Annotated in this window: 22 protein-coding genes, 2 tRNA genes and 1 pseudogene; 16 read left to right on the forward strand and 9 right to left on the reverse strand. The window is 71.6% G+C overall.

The features are described 5' to 3' along the window. Positions 1-18 precede the first annotated feature (18 nt). From recF to ACLF5H_RS25515, 7 genes are all read left to right on the forward strand, one after another. Positions 19-1,140, forward strand: a complete 1,122-nt coding sequence (recF, locus tag ACLF5H_RS25485; RefSeq protein ID WP_421678352.1) for a DNA replication/repair protein RecF — start codon at positions 19-21, stop codon at positions 1,138-1,140. Then, complete coding sequence (locus tag ACLF5H_RS25490; protein ID WP_421678353.1) at positions 1,137-1,673, forward strand: DUF721 domain-containing protein; 537 nt, start codon at positions 1,137-1,139, stop codon at positions 1,671-1,673. The genes recF and ACLF5H_RS25490 overlap by 4 nt, the downstream gene beginning before the upstream one ends. Before the next feature lie 421 nt (positions 1,674-2,094). Then, complete coding sequence (gene gyrB, locus ACLF5H_RS25495) at positions 2,095-4,143, forward strand: DNA topoisomerase (ATP-hydrolyzing) subunit B (protein ID WP_037650806.1); 2,049 nt, start codon at positions 2,095-2,097, stop codon at positions 4,141-4,143. A 42-nt stretch (positions 4,144-4,185) separates the two neighbouring features. Then, positions 4,186-6,780: a DNA gyrase subunit A gene (gene gyrA, locus ACLF5H_RS25500; RefSeq protein ID WP_421678354.1), complete on the forward strand. Its 2,595-nt coding sequence runs from the start codon at positions 4,186-4,188 to the stop codon at positions 6,778-6,780. Positions 6,781-6,798: 18 nt separating this feature from the next. Beyond that, on the forward strand, positions 6,799-7,644 hold the full coding sequence (locus ACLF5H_RS25505) for a DUF3566 domain-containing protein (RefSeq protein ID WP_421678355.1): 846 nt from the start codon (positions 6,799-6,801) through the stop codon (positions 7,642-7,644). Positions 7,645-7,753: 109 nt separating this feature from the next. Next, positions 7,754-7,830: transfer RNA gene (locus tag ACLF5H_RS25510), tRNA-Ile, on the forward strand. A 72-nt stretch (positions 7,831-7,902) separates the two neighbouring features. Beyond that, positions 7,903-8,769: an acyl-CoA thioester hydrolase/BAAT C-terminal domain-containing protein gene (locus tag ACLF5H_RS25515; RefSeq protein WP_421678356.1), complete on the forward strand. Its 867-nt coding sequence runs from the start codon at positions 7,903-7,905 to the stop codon at positions 8,767-8,769. Positions 8,770-8,773: 4 nt separating this feature from the next. On the opposite strand, the gene ACLF5H_RS25520 is transcribed toward ACLF5H_RS25515, so the two are convergent. The 3 genes from ACLF5H_RS25520 to ACLF5H_RS25530 all read right to left on the reverse strand — a co-directional run bounded on the left by ACLF5H_RS25520 (position 8,774) and on the right by ACLF5H_RS25530 (position 14,385). After that, positions 8,774-9,586, reverse strand: a complete 813-nt coding sequence (locus ACLF5H_RS25520; protein WP_421678357.1) for a hypothetical protein — start codon at positions 9,584-9,586, stop codon at positions 8,774-8,776. Further along, positions 9,583-10,122: a SigE family RNA polymerase sigma factor gene (locus tag ACLF5H_RS25525; RefSeq protein WP_421678358.1), complete on the reverse strand. Its 540-nt coding sequence runs from the start codon at positions 10,120-10,122 to the stop codon at positions 9,583-9,585. Before ACLF5H_RS25525 ends, ACLF5H_RS25520 begins: the two co-directional genes overlap by 4 nt. Before the next feature lie 180 nt (positions 10,123-10,302). After that, the gene (locus tag ACLF5H_RS25530) at positions 10,303-14,385 is read right to left on the reverse strand and encodes an AAA family ATPase (RefSeq protein ID WP_421678359.1); all 4,083 of its coding nucleotides are present in this window, start codon (positions 14,383-14,385) and stop codon (positions 10,303-10,305) included. Between the two features lie 560 nt (positions 14,386-14,945). On the opposite strand from ACLF5H_RS25530, the gene ACLF5H_RS25535 reads away from it, so the two are divergent. Next, positions 14,946-15,449, forward strand: coding sequence for a hypothetical protein (locus ACLF5H_RS25535; protein ID WP_421678360.1), 504 nt, complete (start codon positions 14,946-14,948; stop codon positions 15,447-15,449). Between the two features lie 64 nt (positions 15,450-15,513). Further along, complete coding sequence (locus ACLF5H_RS25540; RefSeq protein WP_111583350.1) at positions 15,514-15,702, forward strand: ferredoxin; 189 nt, start codon at positions 15,514-15,516, stop codon at positions 15,700-15,702. 25 nt (positions 15,703-15,727) lie between these two features. Here ACLF5H_RS25540 and ACLF5H_RS25545 read toward each other — a convergent pair whose 3' ends face one another. Both ACLF5H_RS25545 and ACLF5H_RS25550 read right to left on the reverse strand, forming a co-directional pair. Beyond that, the gene (locus ACLF5H_RS25545) at positions 15,728-16,504 is read right to left on the reverse strand and encodes a glycosyltransferase family 2 protein (protein WP_421678361.1); all 777 of its coding nucleotides are present in this window, start codon (positions 16,502-16,504) and stop codon (positions 15,728-15,730) included. Positions 16,505-16,691: 187 nt separating this feature from the next. Continuing rightward, positions 16,692-17,087, reverse strand: a complete 396-nt coding sequence (locus ACLF5H_RS25550; RefSeq protein WP_421678362.1) for a DUF6344 domain-containing protein — start codon at positions 17,085-17,087, stop codon at positions 16,692-16,694. A 349-nt stretch (positions 17,088-17,436) separates the two neighbouring features. Here ACLF5H_RS25550 and ACLF5H_RS25555 point away from each other — a divergent pair, with 349 nt between their 5' ends. Together ACLF5H_RS25555 and ACLF5H_RS25560 are read left to right on the forward strand one after the other, a co-directional pair. Beyond that, positions 17,437-17,565 (forward strand): DLW-39 family protein, encoded by a 129-nt coding sequence (locus ACLF5H_RS25555; RefSeq protein ID WP_003999697.1) that lies wholly within the window; start codon positions 17,437-17,439, stop codon positions 17,563-17,565. A gap of 284 nt (positions 17,566-17,849) precedes the next feature. Beyond that, positions 17,850-19,133, forward strand: coding sequence for a hypothetical protein (locus ACLF5H_RS25560; protein ID WP_421678363.1), 1,284 nt, complete (start codon positions 17,850-17,852; stop codon positions 19,131-19,133). Here ACLF5H_RS25560 and ACLF5H_RS25565 read toward each other — a convergent pair. Together ACLF5H_RS25565 and ACLF5H_RS25570 are read right to left on the reverse strand one after the other, a co-directional pair. Continuing rightward, entirely contained in the window at positions 19,097-20,452 is a 1,356-nt protein-coding gene (locus tag ACLF5H_RS25565; protein ID WP_421678364.1) for a protein kinase domain-containing protein, read from the reverse strand. The genes ACLF5H_RS25560 and ACLF5H_RS25565 overlap by 37 nt on opposite strands. Positions 20,453-20,518: 66 nt before the next feature. Beyond that, the gene (locus tag ACLF5H_RS25570; RefSeq protein ID WP_085565637.1) at positions 20,519-21,067 is read right to left on the reverse strand and encodes a helix-turn-helix domain-containing protein; all 549 of its coding nucleotides are present in this window, start codon (positions 21,065-21,067) and stop codon (positions 20,519-20,521) included. A gap of 181 nt (positions 21,068-21,248) precedes the next feature. Between ACLF5H_RS25570 and ACLF5H_RS25575 the strand changes: the two genes are divergently transcribed. The 3 genes from ACLF5H_RS25575 (at position 21,249) to ACLF5H_RS25585 (ending at position 22,391) form a co-directional block, all read left to right on the forward strand. Then, positions 21,249-21,321: transfer RNA gene (locus tag ACLF5H_RS25575), tRNA-Ala, on the forward strand. Between the two features lie 183 nt (positions 21,322-21,504). Further along, positions 21,505-21,933 (forward strand): DUF7144 family membrane protein, encoded by a 429-nt coding sequence (locus tag ACLF5H_RS25580; RefSeq protein WP_421678365.1) that lies wholly within the window; start codon positions 21,505-21,507, stop codon positions 21,931-21,933. 101 nt (positions 21,934-22,034) lie between these two features. Continuing rightward, positions 22,035-22,391, forward strand: a complete 357-nt coding sequence (locus tag ACLF5H_RS25585; protein WP_421678366.1) for a beta/gamma crystallin domain-containing protein — start codon at positions 22,035-22,037, stop codon at positions 22,389-22,391. A 70-nt stretch (positions 22,392-22,461) separates the two neighbouring features. Here the strand turns inward: ACLF5H_RS25585 and ACLF5H_RS25590 are convergent. Beyond that, positions 22,462-23,117, reverse strand: a pseudogene (locus tag ACLF5H_RS25590) (DUF5324 family protein). A gap of 202 nt (positions 23,118-23,319) precedes the next feature. Between ACLF5H_RS25590 and ACLF5H_RS25595 the strand changes: the two are divergent. After that, positions 23,320-23,850, forward strand: coding sequence for a peptidylprolyl isomerase (locus ACLF5H_RS25595; RefSeq protein WP_162132274.1), 531 nt, complete (start codon positions 23,320-23,322; stop codon positions 23,848-23,850). A 95-nt stretch (positions 23,851-23,945) separates the two neighbouring features. After that, a complete protein-coding gene (locus tag ACLF5H_RS25600; protein WP_421678367.1) occupies positions 23,946-24,866 on the forward strand; it encodes a rhomboid family intramembrane serine protease in 921 nt (306 codons plus the stop codon). Positions 24,867-25,101: 235 nt separating this feature from the next. Here ACLF5H_RS25600 and crgA read toward each other — a convergent pair whose 3' ends face one another. Next, positions 25,102-25,356: a cell division protein CrgA gene (gene crgA, locus ACLF5H_RS25605; RefSeq protein ID WP_421678368.1), complete on the reverse strand. Its 255-nt coding sequence runs from the start codon at positions 25,354-25,356 to the stop codon at positions 25,102-25,104. Between the last annotated feature and the right edge of the window lie 133 nt (positions 25,357-25,489).

The raw sequence follows: 25,489 nt of genomic DNA on the forward strand, positions 1-25,489 counted from the left end.
GAGGCCGGCGCACCGCTCATGCACGTCACGCATCTCTCGCTGGCCGACTTCCGCTCGTACACGCGGGCCGAGGTCCCGCTCGACCCGGGCGTCACGACCTTCGTCGGGCCCAATGGCCAGGGCAAGACCAATCTGGTGGAGGCGGTCGGCTACCTGGCGAGCCTGGGCAGCCACCGGGTCGCCTCCGACGCGCCCCTGGTGCGCATGGGCGCCGAGCGCGCCGTCATCAGGGCGCAGGTCCGCCAGGGCGACCGGCAGCAGCTGGTCGAGCTCGAGCTGAACCCCGGCCGCGCCAACCGCGCCCGCATCAACCGGTCCTCGCAGGTCAGACCCCGGGACGTGCTGGGCATCGTACGGACCGTGCTGTTCGCGCCCGAGGACCTCGCCCTGGTGAAGGGGGACCCCGGGGAGCGGCGCAGGTTCCTGGACGAGCTGATCACCGCGCGCTCCCCGCGGATGGCCGGGGTGCGCTCCGACTACGAGCGGGTGCTCAAGCAGCGCAACACGCTCCTGAAGTCGGCGGCGCTCGCGCGCAGGCACGGCGGGCGGACCATGGACCTGTCCACGCTCGACGTGTGGGACCAGCACCTCGCGCACGCCGGTGCCGAGCTGCTCGCCCGCCGGCTCGATCTGATCGCCGCGCTGCGGCCGCTGGCCGACAAGGCGTACGAGCAGCTGGCCCCCGGCGGCGGCCCGCTCGCGCTGGAGTACAAGCCGTCCGCGCCCGGCGAGGCCCACAGCCGCGAGGACCTGTACGCGCAGCTGCTGGCCGCCCTGGCCGAGGCCCGCAAGCAGGAGATCGAGCGGGGCGTCACCCTCGTCGGCCCCCATCGGGACGATCTGGTCCTGAAACTCGGCCAGTTGCCCGCCAAGGGGTACGCCTCGCACGGCGAGTCCTGGTCGTACGCCCTCGCCCTGCGCCTCGCCTCGTACGAGCTGCTGCGCGCCGAGGGCAATGAGCCCGTCCTCGTCCTGGACGACGTCTTCGCCGAGCTGGACGCGCGCCGCCGCGAGCGGCTCGCCGAGCTGGTCGCGCCCGGCGAGCAGGTGCTGGTCACCGCGGCCGTGGACGACGATGTCCCGGATGTGCTGGCCGGGGCGCGGTACTCCGTCTCGGGTGGGACGGTGGAACGCGTATGAGCGGCGAAAAGGACAGCTCCAAGAAGAGCGGCGAGCCCTCCGGTGTGGACCTCGCCCGCGTGGCGTTGCGCGCGGCGAAGGAGCAGGCCCGCGCGCGCGGTGACGCGGCCCGGCAGAAGAAGCAGGCCCGGCGGGGCGGCGGGCTGCGGTCCGGGGCGCGGGCCGACGGCCGGGACCCGATGGCGCTCGGTTCGGCGATCAACCGGCTGATCACCGAGCGCGGCTGGGAGACCCCGGCGGCCGTGGGCGGGGTGATGGGCCGCTGGCCGCAGATCGTCGGCGAGGACCTGGCCAAGCACTGTGTGCCGCAGCGTTACGACGAGGACGAGCGGGTGCTCGTGGTGGCCTGCGACTCCACGGCCTGGGCGACCCAGCTGCGGCTGCTCGCGCCGGCCCTGGTCGCCCGGCTCAACGCGGATCTCGGCCATGGCACGGTCCGGCTGATCAAGGTGCACGGGCCCGGTGGCCCGGCCCGCCGCTACGGCCCGCTGCGGGCCCCGGGAAGCATGGGCCCGGGCGACACCTACGGGTGACGTACCTCACGTCGCGATCTCTCGTCACCCCCCTCTGTCCTGCGGGTTTGCCCTGCGCGCGCCCTTGTGTCCAGGGGTGCGGGACGCGTACTGACCCTGGAGTAGCCAAGGGTTGACGGCTCGAAGCTCTGAGTGCCGCTGTGAGGCTCTTGGAGCCCCCTTCCGTATATCGGTACCCGGCCGAGACCGGTTCAGGGCGGCACATGGGGACTCAGGTACCGGCAAACCCCCATCGATGTCAGCGCTACCGGTAGACTGGAAGCCAATCCCGCCCCAACGTGGGGACCGCCCGGGAAAAGCTGAGCAACGCTGATCAAGGCTTACCAACGCAACATGCCGCAGCCGCTCCGGCAGCCTTCCCCCATCGGGGGTGCCCTCAGGAGCCCGGCTCGTGCTGTGCCAGTGCCAGAAAGGGCGCTTCGTGGCCGATTCCGGCAACCCCAACGAGAACATCCCGTCCACCGACGCCGGCGTGAACGCCGAGGCCCCGGCCTCGACGGCCTCGTACGACGCCAGCGCCATCACCGTGCTCGAAGGGCTGGACGCGGTCCGCAAGCGGCCCGGCATGTACATCGGCTCCACGGGCGAGCGCGGACTGCACCACCTGGTGTACGAGGTCGTCGACAACTCGGTCGACGAGGCGCTGGCGGGTTACGCGGACCTCATCGACGTGACGATCCTCCCCGACGGCGGCGTCCGCGTCGTCGACAACGGCCGTGGCATCCCGGTCGGCATCGTGCCGTCCGAGGGCAAGCCGGCCCTGGAGGTCGTGCTGACCGTGCTGCACGCGGGCGGCAAGTTCGGCGGTGGCGGCTACGCCGTCTCCGGCGGTCTGCACGGTGTCGGTGTGTCCGTCGTGAACGCCCTGTCCGGCAAGGTCTCCGTCGAGGTCAAGACCGACGGGTACCGGTGGACGCAGGACTACAAGATGGGCGTGCCCACCGCCCCGCTGGCCCAGCACGAGGCCACCGAGGAGACCGGTACGTCGGTCACCTTCTGGGCCGACCCGGAGATCTTCGAGACCACCGAGTACTCCTTCGAGACGCTGTCCCGGCGCTTCCAGGAGATGGCCTTCCTCAACAAGGGCCTGAACATCAGGCTCACCGACGAGCGCGAGTCGGCGAAGGCCACCAGCGGCGCGGACGAAGCGGGCGCGGACGAGAAGGCCGAGGTCAAGTCGGTCACGTACCACTACGAGGGCGGCATCGTCGACTTCGTGAAGTACCTCAACTCCCGCAAGGGAGAGGTGGTGCACCCCACCATCATCGACCTGGAGGCGGAGGACAAGGACAAGAGCCTGTCCCTCGAGGTCGCGATGCAGTGGAACAGCGGCTACAGCGAGGGTGTGTACTCGTTCGCCAACATCATCCACACGCATGAGGGCGGCACCCATGAGGAGGGCTTCCGCGCCGCGCTGACGTCGCTGATCAACAAGTACGCGCGCGACAAGAAGCTGCTCCGGGAGAAGGACGACAACCTCACCGGCGACGACATCCGCGAGGGTCTGACCGCGATCATCTCGGTCAAGCTCAGCGAGCCGCAGTTCGAGGGCCAGACCAAGACCAAGCTGGGCAACACGGAGGCCAAGACCTTCGTGCAGAAGGCGGTCTACGAGCACCTGAACGACTGGCTGGACCGCAACCCGAACGAGGCCGCGGACATCATCCGCAAGGGCATCCAGGCCGCCACCGCGCGGGTCGCGGCCCGCAAGGCCCGTGACCTCACCCGGCGCAAGGGCCTGCTGGAGTCGGCGTCGCTGCCGGGCAAGCTGTCCGACTGCCAGTCGAACGACCCCACCAAGTGCGAGATCTTCATCGTCGAGGGCGACTCCGCCGGTGGTTCGGCCAAGTCCGGCCGCAACCCGCAGTACCAGGCGATCCTCCCGATCCGCGGCAAGATCCTGAACGTGGAGAAGGCCAGGATCGACAAGATCCTGCAGAACCAGGAGATCCAGGCGCTGATCTCCGCCTTCGGCACGGGTGTGCACGAGGACTTCGACATCGAGAAGCTCCGCTATCACAAGATCATCCTGATGGCGGACGCCGACGTCGACGGCCAGCACATCAGCACCCTGCTGCTGACCTTCCTGTTCCGCTTCATGCGGCCGCTGGTCGAGGCCGGGCACGTCTACCTCTCCCGGCCGCCGCTCTACAAGCTCAAGTGGGGCCGGGACGACATCGAGTACGCCTACTCGGACCGCGAGCGCGACGCGCTGATCGAGATGGGCCGCCAGCGCGGCAAGCGGGTCCGCGAGGACTCCATCCAGCGCTTCAAGGGCCTCGGCGAGATGAACGCCGAGGAACTGCGCGTGACCACGATGGACCAGGAGCACCGCGTGCTCGGCCAGGTCACCCTGGACGACGCCGCCCAGGCCGACGACCTGTTCTCGGTGCTGATGGGCGAGGACGTCGAGGCACGCCGCCAGTTCATCCAGCGCAACGCCAAGGACGTCCGCTTCCTCGACATCTGAGTCGGTCTCAGCTGACCGCACAGGGAAGGATCTTCACCAGCAATGGCCGACGAGAACACTCCAGTCACCCCCGAAGAGGGCGGCGAACTCGCCATGCGTGTCGAGCCCGTCGGGCTCGAGACCGAGATGCAGCGCTCGTACCTGGACTACGCGATGTCCGTCATCGTGTCCCGTGCGCTGCCCGACGTCCGGGACGGCCTCAAGCCCGTCCACCGGCGTGTGCTGTACGCGATGTACGACGGCGGCTACCGCCCCGAGCGCGGCTTCTACAAGTGCGCCCGTGTCGTCGGTGACGTCATGGGCAACTACCACCCGCACGGCGACTCCTCCATCTACGACGCCCTGGTGCGCCTCGCCCAGCCGTGGTCGATGCGGATGCCGCTGGTGGACTCCAACGGCAACTTCGGCTCCCCGGGCAACGACCCGGCCGCGGCGATGCGCTACACCGAGTGCAAGCTGGCGCCGCTGTCGATGGAGATGGTCCGCGACATCGACGAGGAGACCGTCGACTTCACGGACAACTACGACGGCCGCTCCCAGGAGCCGACCGTCCTGCCGTCCCGCTTCCCGAACCTGCTGATCAACGGCTCGGCCGGCATCGCGGTCGGCATGGCGACCAACATCCCGCCGCACAACCTGCGCGAGGTCGCGGCCGGCGCCCAGTGGTACCTGGAGAACCCCGAGGCCTCGCACGAGGAGCTGCTCGACGCGCTCATGGAGCGCATCAAGGGCCCCGACTTCCCGACCGGCGCCCTGGTGGTGGGCCGCAAGGGCATCGAGGAGGCGTACCGCACCGGGCGCGGCTCGATCACGATGCGCGCGGTGGTCGAGGTCGAGGAGATCCAGGGCCGGCAGTGCCTGGTGGTCACCGAGCTGCCGTACCAGGTGAACCCGGACAACCTGGCGCAGAAGATCGCCGACCTGGTGAAGGACGGCAAGATCGGCGGCATCGCGGACGTCCGCGACGAGACGTCCTCGCGCACCGGTCAGCGGCTGGTGATCGTCCTCAAGCGGGACGCCGTCGCCAAGGTCGTGCTGAACAACCTGTACAAGCACACCGACCTCCAGACGAACTTCGGCGCCAACATGCTGGCGCTGGTCGACGGCGTGCCGCGCACGCTGTCCCTGGACGCGTTCATCCGGCACTGGGTGACGCACCAGATCGAGGTCATCGTGCGCCGGACCCGCTTCCGGCTGCGCAAGGCCGAGGAGCGCGCGCACATCCTGCGCGGTCTGCTGAAGGCCCTGGACGCCATCGACGAGGTCATCGCGCTGATCCGGCGCAGCGACACCGTCGACATCGCGCGCACCGGCCTGATGGGGCTCCTGGAGATCGACGAGATCCAGGCCAACGCGATCCTCGAGATGCAGCTGCGGCGCCTGGCGGCCCTGGAGCGGCAGAAGATCGTCCAGGAGCACGACGAGCTCCAGGCGAAGATCAACGAGTACAACCAGATCCTGGCCTCCCCGGTGCGCCAGCGCGGCATCGTCAGCGAGGAGCTGGCCGCGATCGTCGAGAAGTTCGGCGACGACCGCAAGACCAAGCTGATCCCGTACGAGGGCGACATGTCCATCGAGGACCTGATCGCCGAGGAGGACATCGTCGTCACCGTCTCGCGCGGCGGTTACGTCAAGCGGACCAAGACGGACGACTACCGGGCGCAGAAGCGCGGCGGCAAGGGGGTGCGGGGCACGAAGCTGAAGGAGGACGACATCGTCGACCACTTCTTCGTCTCCACCACCCACCACTGGCTGCTGTTCTTCACCAACAAGGGCCGGGTGTACCGGGCCAAGGCGTACGAGCTGCCCGAGGCGGGCCGGGAGGCGCGCGGCCAGCACGTGGCGAACCTGCTCGCCTTCCAGCCGGACGAGGCGATCGCCGAGATCCTCGCCATCCGGGACTACGAGGCGGCGCCGTACCTGGTGCTGGCCACCAAGTCCGGCCTGGTCAAGAAGACGCCTCTGAAGGATTACGATTCGCCCCGCTCCGGCGGTGTGATCGCGATCAATCTGCGGGAGCGCGAGGACGGCGGCGACGACGAGCTGATCGGCGCCGAGCTGGTCTCGGCCGACGACGACCTGCTGCTGATCAGCAAGAAGGCGCAGTCGATCCGGTTCACCGCCACCGACGAGTCCCTCCGCCCGATGGGCCGCGCCACCTCCGGCGTCAAGGGGATGAGTTTCCGCGAGGGCGACGAGCTTCTCTCGATGAATGTGGTGCGACCCGGTACGTTCGTGTTCACTGCCACCGACGGCGGGTACGCGAAGCGGACCCTCGTCGACGAGTACCGCGTCCAGGGCCGCGGCGGCCTCGGCATCAAGGCCGCCAAGATCGTGGAGGACCGCGGTTCGCTCGTCGGGGCGCTGGTCGTGGAGGAGACCGACGAGATCCTCGCGATCACCTTGTCCGGTGGTGTGATTCGCACGCGAGTCAACGAGGTCAGGGAGACGGGCCGTGACACCATGGGCGTCCAACTGATCAACCTGGGCAAGCGCGATGCCGTGGTAGGTATCGCACGTAACGCCGAGGCGGGGCGCGAGGCGGAGGAGGTCGACGGCGAGGACGCCGACGACATCACCGCCGAGGAGGCCCAGGCCACCGGCACGGACGAGGGTGAGTCGCCCTCGGCCGAGTAGCACGAGGAGTGAGTCATCGTGAGCGGAGCCACGGGCGCCGGATCGGCCGGTACCTCCACGGGTACGGAGACGGACGGCGGCGGCCGTGGCTCCGCCGCGCATGCGGGGGCGGCCACCGACCCGCAGACGACCAACCTGAAGCCGGTGCGGGCGTCCGCGGCGGACGCCTCCGGCACGTCTGCACCCCAGGGGGGAACTGTGACGGACACCCGAGGCCCGGCCGCGGCCGGTGAGGCGCAGTCGTCGTCTCCGCTCCCCGGGGAGCGGCGCCCCGAGCAGCCCGGCGGGCCGTACCACCCGCCGCAGGAGGGGGGGATGGGGACGGACACCCGGGGCCTTGCTGTGGCTGGTGATGTGCAGTCGTCTTCTCCGCTCCCCGGGGAGCGGCGCCCCGAGCAGCCCGGCGGGCCGTACCACCCGCCGCAGGCCTACCCGGCGCAGCAGGCGGCCGGCGGGGTACGGCGCCCCCGTACCGGGGTGCGGACCGCGCCGCGCACCCGTAAGGCGCGGCTGCGGGTGGCCAAGGCCGACCCGTGGTCGGTGATGAAGGTCAGTTTCCTGCTCTCCATCGCGCTGGGCATCTGCACGATCGTCGCCTCGGCGGTGCTGTGGATGGTCATGGACGCGATGGGCGTGTTCTCCACGGTCGGCGGCACGATCTCGGAGGCGACCGGCTCGAACGAGGCGAACGGCTTCGACCTCCAGTCCTTCCTGTCGCTGCCGCACGTCCTGATGTTCACGACGATCATCGCGGCCATCGACGTCGTCCTGGCCACCGCGCTGGCCACGCTCGCCGCCTTCATCTACAACCTCTCCGCGGGCTTCGTCGGCGGCGTCGAACTGACCCTCGCCGAGGACGAGTGACGGCCGAGTGACGGACGAGCGACGGCCGCCGGTAACCGATTTTGGGACTGACGTGGTCGTGCGCTAATCTTCAGGAGTCAGCGCGCGGGACATACACCGCAGGCGCGGCGGGGCTATAGCTCAGTTGGTTAGAGCGCATCCCTGATAAGGATGAGGCCACAGGTTCAAATCCTGTTAGCCCCACCAGCACGAAAACCCTCGATCGGCAACGGTCGGGGGTTTTCGGCATTTCGATGACGGTTCATCGGATCGGTGCGCATGCCTGGGGGGCCTGTGGAGATCGTGGAGCGGGAGCTGGCCGAGCCCTGGGAGGGGATGCTGGCCTCCCCGGTGGGCGGCAGTGCGGCCGGGGTGCTGGTGCTGGCCGGGTCCAGCGGGCGGGTCATGCGGGAGCGGGCGCGGCTGCTCGCCCGGCAGGGGATCACCGCGCTCACGATCCGCTGGTTCGGGGGGCCCGGGCAGCCGCCGGGGATCTGCGAGGTGCCGCTGGAGACCTTCACCGCCGCCGTCGATCTGCTGCGCGGCACGGGGGCGCGCCGGATCGGTGTGCTCGGCCTGTCCAAGGGGGCCGAGGCGGCCCTGCTCACGGCCGTTCACGACGACCGGGTGGACGTGGTGGTCGCCCTGTCGCCGAGCCCGCTGGTCTGGTGCAATGTCGGGCCCGGCCGGGACGGGGCCGACCGCCCGTACCGCTCCTGCTGGACCTGGCGGGGCCGCCCACTGCCCTTCGTGCCGATGGACGACTCCTGGACACCGGCCGAGCCGGAGGACGGGCCCGTCGCCATCCGGGGCTGGTACGAGCGCAGCGAGCGGACCTTCGCCGATCTGCTCCCGGCGGCGGAGATCCCCGTCGAGGCGGCGCGGGCCGAACTGATCCTGGTCGCGGGCGGCGACGACGCGATGTGGCCCTCGGATGTCTACGCCGCACGGCTGGCCGAGCGCGGGCGGGCGGCCGGGGCGGGAGTCCGCCTGATCACCCGCGCCGACGCCGGGCACCGCCCCCTCTTCCCCGGCGAACTCCCCTCGCCGCCGTCCCCGACCTTCCGGTACGGCGGCACACCGGAGGCCGACGGACTGCTCGGCGCGGCCGCCTGGCCGCACGTCCTGGACGCGCTGCGGGGCTGAGGGGCTACCTGGTCACCTCCGCGGACTGGTAGGCGGTCCCGCCGGGGGCCGCGCAGAAGAACCAGTTGGCGGTGGGGAACCCCTCGATGGACCGGATGGCGGCGTTCGAGGGGCGGATCGGGGTGTCGTCGGGTGCGAGATCGGCCGTGGTCGCGCTGCCGTCCTTCCAGTGGCAGGTGACCTGGCGTGCCGTCCTCGCCACCATGCCGACGACCAGGTTCTGGGTGCTGTCGTCGGGCGCGAGGGGCTTGAGGAAGACATGGATCTCGGTGCCCTTCGGGCGGGGCAGGGCGGCGACGGTGTCGGAGGTCACCATCCGCAGAGTGGGTTTGCTGTCGCCCTTCTTGAAGGCGCGGTAGATGAAATAGCTCGTCCTGCCGATCAGATCGGAGGGGCTGCCCGAGGTCACCGGGGTGAGGCCCCAGTCCGCCATGGCCTTCATCTGCCGGACGGCCTCGCTCCGGTCGCGGGGCGCCGGCCACACCTGGGTGTTCACGCTCCAGTTCGCGCCGTCGCGGGTGCCCGAACCCACCATCGCCATCACCGGCTCGTCCACCAGCTCCCCGCCGACCCCCCTCTCCGCCGGAGCGGCCGACTCGCGGCCGGGCAGGGCGGTCACCGCCCCCACCGTGCCCCCCGCCACCACCGCGGCCGTGACCGCGGCTGCCGCCCACCGCCGTGCCCGGCGCCGCCGTCCGCCCCGTACGACCGCCGCGACGGGCGCCGGACCGGTCTCGATCTCCCGCGCCGTGTCCGCGAGGAGGAGGGCGATCCTGTCCTGTGCCATGCCGTGCTCGTTCCCGTCCGTGTTCGTCATGCCCGCCCTCCCTGCGGGACCGCGTCGGCCAGCGCCGGGATGAGGCGCAGCTTCGCTATCCCCTTGGCCGTATTGCTCTTGACCGTGCCGACGGAGCAGCCCATCGCGTGTGCGGTCTGGGTCTCCGTCAGGTCCTCCCAGTAGCGCAGGACCACCGCCTGGCGCTGCCGCGCGGGCAGCTGGGCGAGCGCCCTGAGCAGCACGTCGCGGTCGACGGCCTGGGTGATCCGGTCGCCGCGGTCGGCCTCCTCGCGCACCAGGCCGGAATCGTCCTTCGGCGCCAGGAACTCCTTGAGCTTGCGGCGGTGCCGACGGGCGTGCAGGTTGATCATCACGCGCCGGACATAGGCGTCCGGGTCGTCCGCCCTACCGACTCTGCGCCAGGCCGTGTAGGCCCGCTCCAGCGTGGACTGGGCGAGATCCTCGGCGGAGTGCCGTTCCCCGGTGAGGAGAAAGGCCGTCCGCAGCAGCCGTGACCAGCGGGCGGTCATGAATCTGCCGAACTCTTCGTCCCGGTCCTGTTTTCCGTCCTCCATGGACACCTCCTGAACATCTAAGGGAGTCCATGGGCCGTGCGGGGCGTTGCCTCGGGCCGGGCATGAAAAGACCCGATCGCTGGCGACGGGGGATGCACCAGCGATCGGGCTATGGCCAAGGGTAACAAGGTTGTCGGTCGTGTGGAGCCAAGTCGGAGGGAAAAAACGGAAGTTGGCCGATCAGTGGCCACACGGAGGGTCGTAGGACAGGCGCGGGAGGTACTCCTGCCACTTGGCGGGCGTCAGGACGCCCCGGGTGACCGAGCAGATGTGATCGATGGCCGTGCCGGCGTCCAGGTCCCACAGGCGCACCGTGTCCGGGCCGCTGGAGACGCCGAGGACGCGGCTGCCGGGGCTGAAGGACAGGAAGGTGCCGGTCTTGGCGTTGGGCGTCATGGACTGGCCGATCGGCCGTGCCGCGGTGGGGTCGGTGACGTTCCACAGCCGGACCGTGTTGTCGTCGCCGCCGCTGGCCAGCGTGTTGCCGTCCGCGTCGAAGGTCAGCGAGGTGACCGCCTCGGTGTGGCCGGTGAGCGGTGCGCCGAGCGGCTTTGCCGCGGCCGGGTCGGCGACGTTCCACAGCCGGACCGTGTCGTCGTCGCTGCCGCTGGCCAGTGCCTTGCCGTCGGGGGTGAAGGCCAGCGCGTTGACCGGGCCGGTGTGCAAGGTGAGCGGTGCGCCCAGCGGCTTTGCCGCGGCCGGGTCGCGCAGGTCCCACAGCCGGATGGTGCTGTCCGCGCTGCCACTGGCCAGGGTGTGCCCGTCGGGGCTGAAGACGAGCGCGTTGATGTAGCCGTGGTGGCCGGCGAGCGGCGCGCCCAGCGGGGCCGGGCGGGCCGGGTCGGACACGTTCCACAGCCGTATGGTCCGGTCGTCGTTGGCCGTCGCCAGGGTGTGCCCGTCGGGGCTGAAGGCGAGGGCGTTGGGCCCCATGAAGCGGGTCCGCAGCGGCAGCGGCGGCCCGGGCAGGGAGGGGCGGGCCGGGTCGGAGACGTTCCACAGGTACACCTTCTGCTCGCCGGTGAGGACGGCCAGGGTGCGGCCGTCCGGCGAGAAGACCAGGGTGTCGGCGCCGTCGCCGCTCATGAACGGCGGGCCGAGCCGCACCGGCCGCCCCGGGTGCGCCACGTTCCACAGCCGCAGCCGCCCGTCGCGCGCGGTCGTGGCCAGCACCCGCCCGTTGGGGCTGAACGCGCCGCTGCGGCCGATCATGTCCGAGGTCGGGATCGACCACAGGCGCACCTTGGCGTCCCCGCTGCCGGTGGCGAGGGTGCGTCCGTCGGGGCTGAAGCCCAGCGCGTACATCTCGCCGCTGCTGCCCGCGAGGGGCTCGCCGATCTGCGAGGGGGAGTCCGGGTCGCTGACGTTCCACAGGCTGGCCGTGCTGTCCGCGCTCGCGGCGGCGAGCCGCCCGCCGTCGGGGCTGAACGCCACCGACCAGACGGGCCCGGTGTGTCCGGTCAGGGGCGCGCCGAGCGGTTTCGCCGCGGCCGGGTCGGCGAGATCCCACAGCCGTACGGTGTCGTCGGCGCTGCCGCTGGCCAGGGTGTGCCCGTCCGGGCTGAACGCGACGGAGTGCACGATGTCGGTGTGGCCGCGCAGCACGCGCAGCAGGGTGGGCCGGCGCGGGTCCGTCACCTTCCACAGCCGGATCGTGTGGTCGTCGCCGCCCGCCGCGAGGGTGCGCCCGTCGGGGCTGAAGGCGACGCTGCGCACGGCCGCGGTGTGCCCGCGCAGCACGGCGAGGGCGGTGGGGTGCGCGGGGTCGCGCACGTTCCACAGCCGTACGGTGCCGTCCTCGCCCGCGGTGGCGAGGGTGTGCCCGTCGGGGCTGAAGGCGACCAGGTAGATGGTGCCCGAGTGGCCGGCCAGGGGTGTGCCGAGCGTGGTCGGGTGGGCCGGGTCGGCGACGTTCCACAGCCGGATCGTGCCGTCGTCGCCCGCGCTGGCCAGCACCCGGCCGTCGGGGCGGAACACCGCGCTGCTCACCCAGCTGGAGTGCCCGGTCAGGGGCCCGCCGAGGGGGCGGGGCCGGGTCGGGTCGGTGACGTTCCACAGCCGTACGGTCCGGTCGTAGCTGGCGGTGGCCAGGGTGTGGCCGTCGGGGCTGAAGGAGGTCAGGTAGACGGCGCCGGTGTGCCCGGACAGCGGCGTGGCCAGCGGCGCGTTCACTATGGAGATCAGCCTGCTGTACGTGCCCTTGTCGTCGGGGCGCAGATGGTGGGCGACCAGGTCCAGTTGGGCGGCGAGCGAGGGGTCGGTGCGCTGCACCCGGTCCGCCTCGGCGAGCACCTGTTCGAACACGGCGTCGTCGCGCTGCTGCCAGGCGATCACCGCGGAGCCGCCCGCGACCAGCGCGAGCACCACCAGGGCGGCCACCGCCGCCCGGCTCAGCCACACCGTGCGCTTGCGCAGCCGTACCGAGGCGGCCAGGAACTCCACCGCGCTGCGGGTCAGATAGGTGTCCCCCGCCGAGCGCGCCCAGGCGCGGGCCTGTTCGAGCCGGGAGCCCCGGTACAGCAGCGAGCTGTCCCGTTCCGAGTCCTCCCAGGACCGGCCGTCCTCCTCCAGGCGCTGGCGCAGCAGATGGTCGTTGCGGTTGTCGTCGATCCAGTGCCGCAGCCGGGGCCAGGCGTGCAGCAGCGCCTCGTGGGTGATCTCCACGGTCTCCGCGTCCAGCGTCACCAGCCGGGCCCGGACCAGCGCCTCCAGTGACTCCTCGGTCTTGCCGGGGTCCGCCGACTCCTGGGCCAGCTGGCGCCGGGTGCCGCGCCGCCGGGTGGCCACGGTGTCCTCGCCGAGCCGCACCAGGCGCAGCAGGAGCAGCCGGGCGGCCGTACGGGCGGCGGGATCGAGCCCCGACCAGGCGCGTTCGGCGGTCGCGGCGACGGCGCCCTGGATGCCGCCCGCCGCGCGATAGCCGGCCAGCGTCAGCTTTCCGGCCTTGCGGCGCTGCCAGGTGGCCAGCAGGGCGTGCGAGAGCAGCGGGAGCACGCCCGCGTCGTGCGCCCCGCGCGGGCCGTCGGCGCTCACCTCGCGCACGATCAGCTCGGCGAGGCCCGGCTCCAGCTCCAGGCCGACCGCCTTGGCCGGGCCGGTCACCGCGTCCCGCAGCTCGCCGCTGGTCAGCGGGGAGAGCACCATGTGCCGGTGCTGGAGCGCGTCGGCCAGTTCCGGGTAGCCGAGGCACTGCTCGTAGAAGTCGGCGCGTATGCCGAGCACGACCAGGACGGGGGCGGGTCCGGACGCGCCGAAGGGCGGGGTGCAGGAGGCGTGCAGCAGCTGGATGAAGGTGCGGCGGTCCGCCTCGTCCGGGCAGAGGGTGAACGCCTCCTCGAACTGGTCCACGATGATCACCGGGCGGACCCCCGGTGGTGCCTCCCGGGCGGCCCACGCCGTGACCGCGGCCCGGGCGCCGCGCACGATCCGGGGCGCCTCGGCACCCGCGGTCACGGTGCCCTCGGTGGCCTGCTGCCGGGCCGTGGCCGCCCGCTCGGCCGCGCGCGCCTCGGCGGCCACGGGAGCGAGATCGGGGATACGGCGGATCAGCTCGGCGAGCGGATCGGCGCCGGGCACCAGCTGGACGACGGGGGCGCGCTGCCCTGGCTCGCCGTCCGGCTGCGGGGTGAGTCCCGCGTCGGCCAGGGCGCCGCCCGCGATCGCCGGGACCAGGCCGGCGTTCAGCAGCGAGGACTTGCCCGCGCCGGAGGCGCCGACGAGCATCACCAGGCCGCCGGTACGGCCCGCCGTGCGCAGCTGGGCGATGATCGCGTCGGTGCTGCGCTCCCGGCCGAAGAACCAGCGCGCGTCCTCCTGCCGGTACGGCGCGAGACCCCGGTAGGGGCACACGCCGCCGGTGATGGGCGGGGCCTGGGCGGGCGGGCGGCCGTTCTCCTCGGCGGGCGAGGCGGGCGGCGCGGCGCGATCGCCGACCGGGTCGGCCAGCGCGCGCTCCCACTGACGCTGCCAGTGGGCGAGGTCGTACAGGCCCGTGGAGACCGGGTGCGGGTGGGTGCGGCGCGCCTCCGGGATCAGGATCTGGAGCACCGCCGCGAGGGCGGTGAACTGGGCCGGCACGTTCTTGGCCCGCCGCCAGTCGCTGATCCGCTGTGCGGACACGCGCACCGGGCGGCCGCGTTCGTCGACCCGCTGCAGCCTGCCGACCGCCTCGGCGACGCTTTTCAGGGGAGGGTTTCCGGCCTCCTTGTAGAGCAGCGCGAGGCGCTCGGCGAAAGCTGTGCGTGCCCCTGAGTCGGAACCCAAGGTCCCACCCCTCACTTCCCCCCGCCTGTGTACGTCCGGACCGGAAAACTCACCTTATACGGCTGACCTGCGGATAAGCCTCGCTCCGGAGACCGGGATCTCCTCCCCGGTGGCGACAAATGGCAGGATCGCAACCCCGGTAGCGGAACCGTCACACACCGTCCGGACAGGCCAACGGCCCGGCGCTCGGAGAGACACCTCATGGCGTTGCACATTTTCGGTCGACTTCCATCGAGAGCCGCGAGCAGTCGGCGATCCGACAGCTGATCCGCCCCGCACCGGGCCGACCTGCCCCCACCCCCACCTCCCCCCACCTCCGCCCCCCACGACCTTCCTCGCTCTTCGCCACTTCTCGCCTCTTCATCGCCTTTCATGCTTCGATCCGCGCCATCACGCCGACGAGGCGCGGATCGACGTCCCGCACCGCCCGGCACCGGTCCCCACGAGGGGAGGGACCGGTGCCGGCGGGCAGGGGACATTTCCGTCGCGACACATCTGGATATCTGACGGGCCGTCAGTTACGGTCGCGGGCACCGGCTCTTCCCGAAGGGGTGTGCGCCATGCCCGAGCCTTCCCCGTGCCCGCCTCCGTCCGGCGCCCCGCGCTGGGTCGCGATGGTCCACGAAGCCGCCCGGGACTCCTGGGCCCCGGCCGCGCAATCCCCGTACCGGACGCCCGTGCTGTACGCCGTCGGCGAGATGACCCGGACCGTGCGGACCCGCGGGGCCGAGCTGACGCTCGCGCTGTGGGGGCCGCAGGGCGGCGGCTGGCGGTTGTACGACGCCCCGCAGGACACGGCCGCCGCCGAGCGGTCGGTCGTACGGGATGAACCGGCTGTGTCGGGTGAACCGTCTGAAACATCCGAACCGGACAAGCTGGCCGAACGCATGACGAGCCGTCGCCACCAGGTGCTCACCGCCGCCCTGAGCAGGGCGGGTCTTTACGACCTCGCCCCTGAGGACGGCGCGGCCGTGCGGGCGCTGGCCGGCCGGCTGGACGAGCCCACGGTTCGCCGGGTCGCCCACTGGCTCGCGGCCGCGGCCGGTGCCTCGGCCGCCGGTTGAGCGCCCGCCCGGCCGGGCAGTGACCTCCTGGAACCCGAAGTGCCCGGGGAGGGCTGGAGGACGTATGAAGGTCACCGTCGACCGCGCCGCGTGTTACGGCTCCGCGGAGTGCGCGTTCCGTGCCCCCGCCGTGTTCGCCTTCGAGGACGGCTACGGCGTGGTGCTCCCCGGCAAGGAGGACGCCGCCGGTGAACCGGGGGTCCGCGAGGCGGCCGAACGGTGCCCCTCGCAGGCGATCGTGCTCGGGGAATAGGCGTACTCCCCGAGGTGCACGGCGCTCACCGCGCCGGATATGCCCAGCCGAGGCCGGCCAGCGCGCGCGCCCTGGCCTCCGCGACCGCCGCGCGGGCCGTGCGCTCGGCGGGGTCGGTGTGCGCCGACTGGCCGGTGACCTGGCCCTCCCACTTGCGGTAGAGCAGCCCGGCCTCGGCCGAGAACCAGCCGCGGCTCACCGCGTCCAGCGCCAGCAGCAGCCCCGTGTCCTCGGAGGCGGGCAGCGCCATCCAGCCGCCGAGCGCGGTCAGCAGCTCCCGGCGCACGCACAGGGTCGCCGGATGGACCGGGGGCCGGAAGTCGTTCGCCTTCCAGTGCCGCAGCACGGCGCCGCGGTCCAGCGGGCCCTCGTCCGGGTCGCCGGGAAAACCGGCCGTGGAGCCGTCGGGCAGCAGGTCCAGGACCCGGCAGGCCGTCCAGCCGAGGTCGGGGCGCGCCTGAAGTACGGCGAGATCGCGGGCGAGCGCGCCCGGGGTGAGCCGGTCGTCGGCGTCCAGGACCTTCACATACGCGCCCCGCGCGTGCGCCAGCGCGATCGTGCGGGCGACCCCCGGACCACCGGGTCTGCCCTGGTGGAAGACGACGCGCGGATCCTCGGGGACGTAGGGGCGGACCTCGTCCGTCGTGCCGTCCTCCTGGATCACCCACTCCCAGCGCGCGCCGCCGGGCAGCTCCTGCTCGCACAGGGACGCCCAGGCCTGCGGCAGGAACCGGGCCGAGGGGGCGTGGACGGCGGTGACGACGGTGACAACGGTGGCGCGCCGGGTCACGGCAGCACTCACCACCTCTCAAAGACCTCTCCGGGATGTCGCGGCCATCGTCTCAGGCCCCGCCCGGGGTGGATCAGGCCCCCGGAAGAACGCGCGCGTGACCCCCGGCCGTGGCCGGGGGCCTTTCCGTGTCGACTGTGCGTACGCAAGTCGCCGAGTTGTCGAGACGTCGCGGTGCCGAGGGGAGAGGAGGGTCGGTTCAGCAGTCGAGCGATGCGGAGGGCTCTCTGGCCTCTGTCTCCCGCGTCCGTTCCGTCTCTTGCGCCTCGCGGGCCTTCTGTGTCTCGTGGCCGTCCGATGTCAGCTCGGTGTCGTCGAGGGCTCGGTGCCGGCAGCTGGGGGATTTCCCGTGGGCCTCGGCCCTGATCCGCTGTTTCATCGTGGGGGGCAGGGCCTTGGTGGAGGACCAGGACCAATGGCGTGGCGCCGGGATCGCCGGGACCGTGCGTTGCGCGGTCTCGGTGCGGGGGCTCTCGGTGCGCGGCGCGGCGGCCGCGGGGGCGGTGGCGGCGCTCACGAGTCCGAGCGTCGTGCACAGCGCGAGAAAGGCGGTGACGATGGCAGTCCACAGCTTCATGACCTTGTTCCGGTCCATGGCCCCTCACTTTCGGGTTGGGCGATTTGCGTACTTTCCTCATGATGTGTATGTGGACCGCGAAGTGGTGGACCGACGCCCGTGGCGCGGCGATGTTCAGATGAACACCACCCGGATGGCCCCAAGAAGGTCGGAAAGCCCCTAAATCGCGGTCAGCGCGCGCGAAGGGGGAGCAAAGTGACCGTCCGTGGGGGTGTGATCACCCTCCGATCGGAATGGCGTCCGACCTGGGCTATTGCGCTGGCAGGGACCGGAGTTGGGGCCGGACGTAGGTCACCGATCGATATCGGCCGGTGTGTATAGTCGGGCGCCAGAGGTCCCCTACGTCAAGGAAAGACGAGGTCGCGCGGTGAAGAAGCTGCTCCTGGTCGCACTGGCCGCCATCGGCGGGCTCCTCGTGTACCGCCAGATTCAGGCGGATCGCGCCGAGCAGGACCTGTGGACGGAGGCGACTGACTCCGTGCCCACGGGTTCGTGAGTCCGATTCCAGAATTTCAGCAGGCCCCGGTCGCACCAAGCGGCCGGGGCCTTTGCTTGGGGTTGCGGGGTCCCACGGGGTGCGGTAGGCGGGGCTGCGGCGGGCGTCCGGGGGCGGGGTCTTTCGGACGGTCCCGCGCATAGCCCTGCTGGCGCGGCGGCCGCCGGGGCAGGATGGGCCGCGAAGACGTGACGTCATAGGGGGTGCACGTGCGGCGGCGCAGGCGCGGGGCGTGGGGACACGGGCGTACGGCGTGGATACGGGGCGGCGGACGCCCGGCGGCCGTGCTCCTGGCACTGGGGCTGTGCGGTACGGGACCGCTCCCGGCCGCCGCCGCGTCGGCCGCCACCGGCCCCGGGGCCTATGCCTTCGCCCCCGGCGCCCGCACCGTCGAGGGCACGGCCTCCGCCGCGGCCGCCCCGCTCCTGGAGCCCGGCCGTGCCTACCGCGGCTCCCTGCCCGCGCACGGCCGGCTCACCTACCGCCTCGACCTCGCCGACGCCACGACCACGGCCTACGTCCCGGTCACCGCCGTACCGCCCGCGCACACCGACGTCACCTCGACCGACGGCATCCGGGTCACCGTCCGGGACGCGCACGGCACGGCCTGCTCCTTCGCCACCGCCCGCTTCGGCGCCGGGCTCAGCCCGCGTCCGGTCACCGCCCTCGGCAAGCGCGAGGCGGGCAGGGCGCTGTGCCGGGGCGCGGGGACGTACTCCGTACTGGTCGAACGCCTCGACACCGGGGGCACGGCCGCGCCCTGGGACCTGGAGCTGGCACCCGCGACGGAACCCCGGCTCACCTCCCCAGGACCCACCGGCGCGCCCCGGGCCCCGGACTCCGCCTCGCCCGAGCCGATCACCGGCGAGGCCCGCGAGCGCGCCGGTGGGGCGGGGTTCACGGCGGCCCGGACGCTGGGGCCCGGGGTCTGGCGGACCACCCTCGTGCCCGGCCGTACCGTGTTCTACAAGGTGCCGCTCGACTGGGGCCGCCGGCTCCAGGCCGCCGCCGAACTGGGCGGCGCGGCGGGGCACGGGTACATCGGCGGCGCCCTCGACCTCTCCCTGTACGACCCCGTCCGGGGCCTCGCCGACGATGTCTCCCTCGGCTACACCGGCGTCCGCAAGCCCGTCGCCCTGGCGCCGCTGCCGCCCGTCGAGTACGCCAACCGCTACGCCGCCCCCGCCGCCGTCAGCGCCCTGCGCTTCGCCGGGGACTACTACCTGGTGCTGCACCTCAGCGACCGGCTGACCGAGACGTTCGGGCAGGGGCCGTACGAGGTGACACTGCGGGTCCGGGTGGACGGCCGGGCGCACGCCGGGCCGGGGTACGCCGGGCGTCCGAAGCCGGACGGCGTCTTCACGCCGACGGCCCAGGACGAGGCGGTGCCGCCGCTCGGGGACGGCGGCGGTGCCGGGGGCACCGGGGGCGGCGGCTCGTCGGCGATGCGGGCCGTCGCGGCCGGTGGGATCGGGATGGGGACCGCGCTGCTGCTGGTGCTCGGCGGATGGACGCTGGCGGCCCGGCGGGCTCAGACCCGGGTCAGCGCCCAGAAGCCCACGGCGTAGCAGGCCAGGGCCAGCAGCAGGATCGGCACGACGGCCTTGGCCGGGGGACCGGGCCGGCGCCGGGCACGGCGGCCGTGCGTGGCCGGGGTGCGGGAGGCGACGGGCGGGGAAGCCGGGGGGACTTGAGGGGTTTGGGGGGCCGGGGTGGTGTAAGCGGCGGTGACGCTGTCGCCGGGGTGCGGGGGCGTGGGGTGCGCCTGGTGTCCGGTGTGCGCGGGCGGTGGGGGCCAGGAGCCGTAGGACGGTGTGGGGGTGGGGGGCTCGGCGGGGGGCGGCGGTACGGCGGGCGGGGGCGGCGGCGTGGGGTCGGCGGCCGGGGGCGGGAGACGGAAGCTTCCGGTGTCCGACAGGGAGCCGGTGTCCGACGAAGAGCCGGTGTACGGCGAGGAGCCGGTGCCGGTGTCCGGCAGCGGGGCGGTGCCGGGCCTCGGTGAGCTCCTCAGCGGACCGCTCGGCCCGAAACCCGGGGGCAGGGAGGGGAGCTGGTCGAAGATCTCGATCGGCTCGTCGTCCAGGGTCGGCTCCGGCAGGAGTTCGATGACCGGAGCGAGCGACTTGCGGGCCCCCGTGGCGGAGCGGTACCGCGCCCCCGGATCGGGCTGGAGCAGGGTGGCGACGACCTCCCACAGCGGCCCGGGAATGCCCTTGGGCGCGCCCGGGGTGCCGTGCTCGGTGAAATACCGCACGAGTTTTTTGGCGTCGGGTTTGGCGCCTTCGAGCAGATATACGGCGACGAGTCCCACCGCGAACAGATCGGCGGTGAAGTCGGGGTCGGCGCCCGCCAGTTGTTCCGGGGCGAGATAACCGGGCGTGCCCACCACGAGGTTGGTCTCGGTCAGGCGCGGCTCACCGAACCGCATGGCGATGCCGAAGTCCCCGAGCCGCAGCCGGGGCCTGCCCGTACCGGTCGCCTCCAGCAGGATGTTGGCGGGCTTGATGTCCCGGTGCACGACCCCCTCCGCGTGCACCGCGGCGAGCCCGGACAGCAGCTGGTCGAGCAGGACGCAGACGAACGCCGGCGGCAGGGGGCCGTAGTCGTTGACCAGGCGGACGAGGGAGCCGCCCGCGACCAGGTCCATGGTGAACAGCACCTGGTCGTCGTCGGCGGCCCAGCTGGCGGGGGCGAGCACATGGGGATGGTCGATGCGCAGGGCCTGTTCGCGCACGAAGCGCAGGAGGGAGTGGGCGTCGCGCTGCTGGAGCACCTTGGCGGCCACATAGCGCCGCCGCCGGTGGTCCCAGACGCGCCAGACGTCGCCCGCGCCGCCGCGCCCGATCGGGTCGGCCAGTTCGTACCGGCCGTTGAACATCTCACCCATGACTGCCGCAGCTCCTCCCCCTCGGGCCCTCGCCCCTCCCGGCTTCCCCCTGCGCCGGGCGGGCGCTCAGTTCTGGTGCGACTGGTAGTGCGCGACCGCGTCGGAGGTGCGGCCGGCACCGTAGACCCGCAGGAACTCGGCGAGTTCGGGCTGGGTCGGGGCGAGCGCGTCCGCGGCCTCGATGATGTCGCTCGCGGCGGCCACCGAGCGCAGCAGCGACTGGATCTCGCGGACGACCCGCTTGACGGTGGGCGCGCCCGAACCGTTCGTGGTGTGCGTGGTGTTGCTCAGCACCGAGCCCCCCTGGGACTTCTTGATCTCGTCCATCCGCTCGGTCGCCTCGGCCGCGCTGACGCTGCCGTCCGCCACCTGTGCCGCCAGATCCTGGAGCAGCTGCACTCGCTGGACCACCGCGGGATTGCCGATCTTGGCGCGCTGGCCGCTCATCAGCTGCGAGAGCATCGGAGCGGACAGCCCCAGAACCGCCGCGAGACGGGCCTGGTTGAGCCCGAGATCGTCGATCAGCTTACGGAAGAGCGCCCCCAGCGGCTCCCCGTACCAGTTCCGCTGAAGCTCTCTCGCTCTCGCGGTGGCTTCCTGCTGTGCGGCGTCCATTGCGTCTCCCCATCGCTTCCCCTGAAAACCGCGGTTCGCTGTAGCGAACCACGGTTGAGCATCTTACGGAGCGTGGTCATCTGCGGGGACCCCCAATCTTTTTGCGGGATACGGGGGGTGACCCGGTACTCTGGTCCCCGGCACCGGCGGGCAAACCTCCTCCGGACGCCACTCCCTTCCCGGGGCCTTAGCTCAGTTGGTAGAGCGCCGTCTTTGCATGGCGGATGTCAGGGGTTCGACTCCCCTAGGCTCCACAGTCAAAAGAGCCCCTCTGATCTGCGGAGACGCAGGTCAGAGGGGCTCTTTGTGGTTCACGGCGGGTCGGTGGGGCGGCTGCGGTCGCAGGTCCGGGGGATTGCGGTGATCCTGTCAGGAAGCGCGTGGCTGGCTTCGCACGGCCGCTGTCGGCGGTCGTGCCGCACAGGAAGGCGACGCCCATGACAGTGGCATCCGACAAGACGCGGCACGGGCCCAGGGAACCCGGTGGCGGTCATACGGTCGACAGCGCTTCCCTGGCCGCCGGGATCATGCTGATGCTCAGCGGGCCGCTCAGCATCCTCATGGGCGCGGCGGGCATCGCGAACGACGGGCTGTTCGCCACGTCGACCGGGTACGCCTACAACTTCAGCCTGACGTCCTGGGGCATCATCCACCTCGTCATCGGCATCGTGCTCGTCGTCGCGGGCTTCGGCCTGCTCGCGGGCATGAGCTGGGGTCGCGGGGCCGGAGTGGTGGCGGCGGGCGTCAGCCTGATCACCCAGTTCATGTTCGTGCCGTACTACCCGGCGTGGGCGATCCCCGTCATGGCCCTGGACCTGCTGATCCTGTTCGCCCTGACCAGGTCGCACATCGAGCACGCCCGGTAAGACCTCATCGCGCATCACTTCGGCGGATTTCTCCATAAGCGCACACAGTGTCCGTTCGGTCACCTATCGTGAGCGGTGCGCTCTTATGGGAGGAACCGCATATGAGGAAGTGGCGAGGGGCCTTCGTCGCCGTGGCGTCGACGGCCGCACTGCTGACCGGGGTCGTGCCCGCGCACGCGACGAACGAGGTCAATGTCTTCGACTGCCAGGCCGACTTCGGCAGCCAGTACTTTCACCTGGGCATCCGCAATCCCAATGGCACCGGCACCACCCGGTGCTTCGCCAACGCGGGCGACCTGGACATCGGGCAGGGCGGGGTCGAGCAGTTCAGCAGCGGGAACAACGCGGGCTGGTTCGACTACGAGCCGGGCGACGGCTATGTCTACCGGCACTCGTTCGGCAAGGGCGAGTCCAAGTACCAGGAGTACGGCTATGTGACCCATCTGCACATCAACTGACCCACCGCGGCGGACGTTTCACGTGAAACGGGCTCCTTCCATCGGAAAGAGCCCGTTTCCGCGTGAACTCTCAGGGCTGCTCCTCGTCGCCGCTGCCGTCCACCGAGCCGAGACCGCCCGGCTCGGGGACCTCCGTCGCGGCCGGCGGCTCGACCAGCCACTCGGGGTTGGCCTGGCGCTCCCACCACTTCCATGCCGCGAAGGCGCCGCCCGCCACCAGGGCCGCCAGCGCCACCATCTTCGCGGCGCGGCCGGCCCGGCACCTGCGCGCGTTGCGCCGGGCCAGCTTCTGGATGTCCCGCGCGGAGACCTGGCCGCGCAGCGCGACCAGCGCGGCGGCGCCCCGGCGCCCCGGGCCGCGGCCTCGTCCGCCACCGGTGCGGCGGCGGCCACCGCCTGCTCGATCCGGGGGCGCGAGTACTCGGCCGCCTGCCGGGCGGCCTTGCGGGTGCGGCAGGCCGCCTCCTGCGCGGCGAGGTCCACCTTCGGTGGGACATAGGTGCGCCGGGCTTGTTCCAGACGCGGGGCGAGCTGGGCGTTGTACTGCACGCGGGCCTGCTCTGCGGCCCCCGACACCACGGGCGCGAGCCGTACGCGTGCCTCTTGCGCGTAGAACGCGGCACGCTCCTTGGCCGTGTCGGCGTAGGGCGCCACCACTTCCGCGGCGTGCAGCACGCTGTCCTTCGCCGAGCCGGTCGCGGCGCGCACGCTGTCAATGCGGGTCACGGGTTTCCTCCTCCTCGGTGGCGTACGGAATTCGACTTTCCACCCTTTTACGGATCATGCCTGTCAACGGTCATCGCGGCATGCGCGGAGGGGCATATGGGTGCCGCGCGCTCCTTCGGTCGGCCGACTGGCACCCCGCGCGCCCACACATGCGAGGATCAGAGGTCGCAGTAAGACGACAGAAGACGACGGAAGGCAGATCGTGGCCGAGCAGCTTTACGCCACCCTGAAGACCAACCACGGCGACATCGAGGTCCGGCTGTTCCCGAACCACGCGCCGAAGACGGTCAAGAACTTTGTCGAGCTGGCCAAGGGCGAGCGCGAGTGGACCCACCCGGCGACCGGCAAGAAGAGCAACGACCCGCTGTACGACGGCACGGTCTTCCACCGTGTCATCAGCGGCTTCATGATCCAGGGCGGTGACCCGCTGGGCACCGGCATCGGCGGTCCGGGCTACAAGTTCGGGGACGAGTTCCACCCCGACCTGTCCTTCAACAAGCCCTACCTGCTGGCCATGGCCAACGCCGGTCCGGGCACCAATGGCTCGCAGTTCTTCATCACCGTCGCGCCGACCACCTGGCTGACCGGCAAGCACACCATCTTCGGCGAGGTCACCAACCCCGCCGGGCAGAAGGTCGTGGACGAGATCGCGGCCGTGAAGACCGGTCGTAACGACCGTCCGGCCCAGGACGTCGTGATCGAGTCGGTCGTCGTCGAGACCCGCGAGGGCTGACGGAACGCCCCACCGGGAACCAAACGCCCCGCTCGTCCGTAAGGATGGGCGGGGCGGGGTATGTGCCGGGGGAATGCCAGAGGAGCGAGGGGATCATGGACCACGTTGCAAGCAGCGCGCCGGGCGCCCGGAGCGTGCCCGTGTGCTACCGGCACCCGGACCGTGAGACCGGGGTGCGCTGCACCCGCTGTGAGCGCCCCATCTGCCCCGAGTGCATGGTCAGCGCCTCCGTCGGTTTCCAGTGCCCCGAGTGCGTCCATGGCGGCGGTCCCGCCCACCCGCATGCACCGGGCGGCGGTGGCGCCGGGCGCACCATGGCCGCGGCCCGTCCGCGCACCGTGGCCGGCGGCACCATGACGGCGGATCCCCGGCTGCTCACCAAGGTGCTGATCGGGATCAACATCGCCCTGTTCCTGGTGCAGCTGGCCGTGGGCGAGGGCTTCACCCAGCGCTTCGAGATGATCGGGCAGGCGTACACGCCCCTGATCCCGGGGGTGCAGGGCGTCGCCCAGGGGCAGTACTACCGCCTGCTGACCGCGATGTTCCTGCATGCCGGGTTCACGCATCTGCTGTTCAACATGCTCAGCCTGTGGTGGATCGGCGGTCCCCTGGAGGCGGCGCTCGGCCGCGCCCGCTATCTCGCCCTGTACGCGGTCTCGGGCCTCGCGGGCAGCGCGCTCACCTATCTGCTCGCCGCCCCGAACGCGCCCTCGCTCGGCGCCTCCGGAGCGATCTTCGGCCTCTTCGGCGCCACCGGTGTGCTGATGCGGCGGCTCAACTACGACATGCGGCCGCTGTTCGCCCTGCTGGTGATCAACCTGATCATCACCTTCACCCCGGGCTTCAACATCGCCTGGCAGGCGCACGTCGGCGGCCTGGTGGCGGGTGTCGTCACCGGCTACGCGATGGTGCACGCCCCGCGCCGCAACCGGGCGCTCGTCCAGTACGGCACCTGTGCGCTGGTGCTCGTCGCGGTGGCCGTTCTCACCCTGGTCAGGACGGGCCAGCTCACCTGATACCGAACCGTTGTCCACAGCGGGTGCCGGATCTTGTGCACTCCGTGCGGTATCAGCTGCGCGTTTTACCGCTCGGATGTGTTTTCGCAGGTCGCCCTAGGTGCGAACGGATGTGTGACCACCGGTACGGCTGTCGTACCGGTGTCAACACTCGATGAGTTATCCACAGATCGTAGTCTTTTCCCCAGGGTGCTGTGGAAATCCTCAGGCCTGTGGATAACTCAGTGGAGCCGGGCTACTTCCACTGCGTGGAGACACCGAAACCGGCGGCGATGAAGCCGAAGCCGACCACGATGTTCCAGTTGTCCAGCGCGTCGATGGGCAGCGAGCCGTCGGTCACATAGAAGACGACGATCCAGGCCAGGCCGATGACGAACATGGCCAGCATGACAGGGGCGACCCAGCTGTGGTTGGTCAGCTTGATCGCCGCGGCCTGCTTCGCCGGCGGCGGCGTGAAGTCGGCCTTCTTGCGGATACGTGACTTCGGCACGAGGGTCTCTCCTGTCGATGCGCTGCGTGGCCGCGCAGTTAACTGGTCGGGCTCGGGCAGCTACAAGTGGCCAACATGACGACTTCTGTGTGCTCCCCCGGGCGTCCGTTAGCGTAGTGCTTCCGTGGCGCCG

It is taken from the genome of Streptomyces sp. LaBMicrA B280, assembly GCF_049222185.1.
In the GTDB taxonomy this organism is placed as follows: Bacteria; Actinomycetota; Actinomycetes; order Streptomycetales; family Streptomycetaceae; genus Streptomyces; species Streptomyces murinus.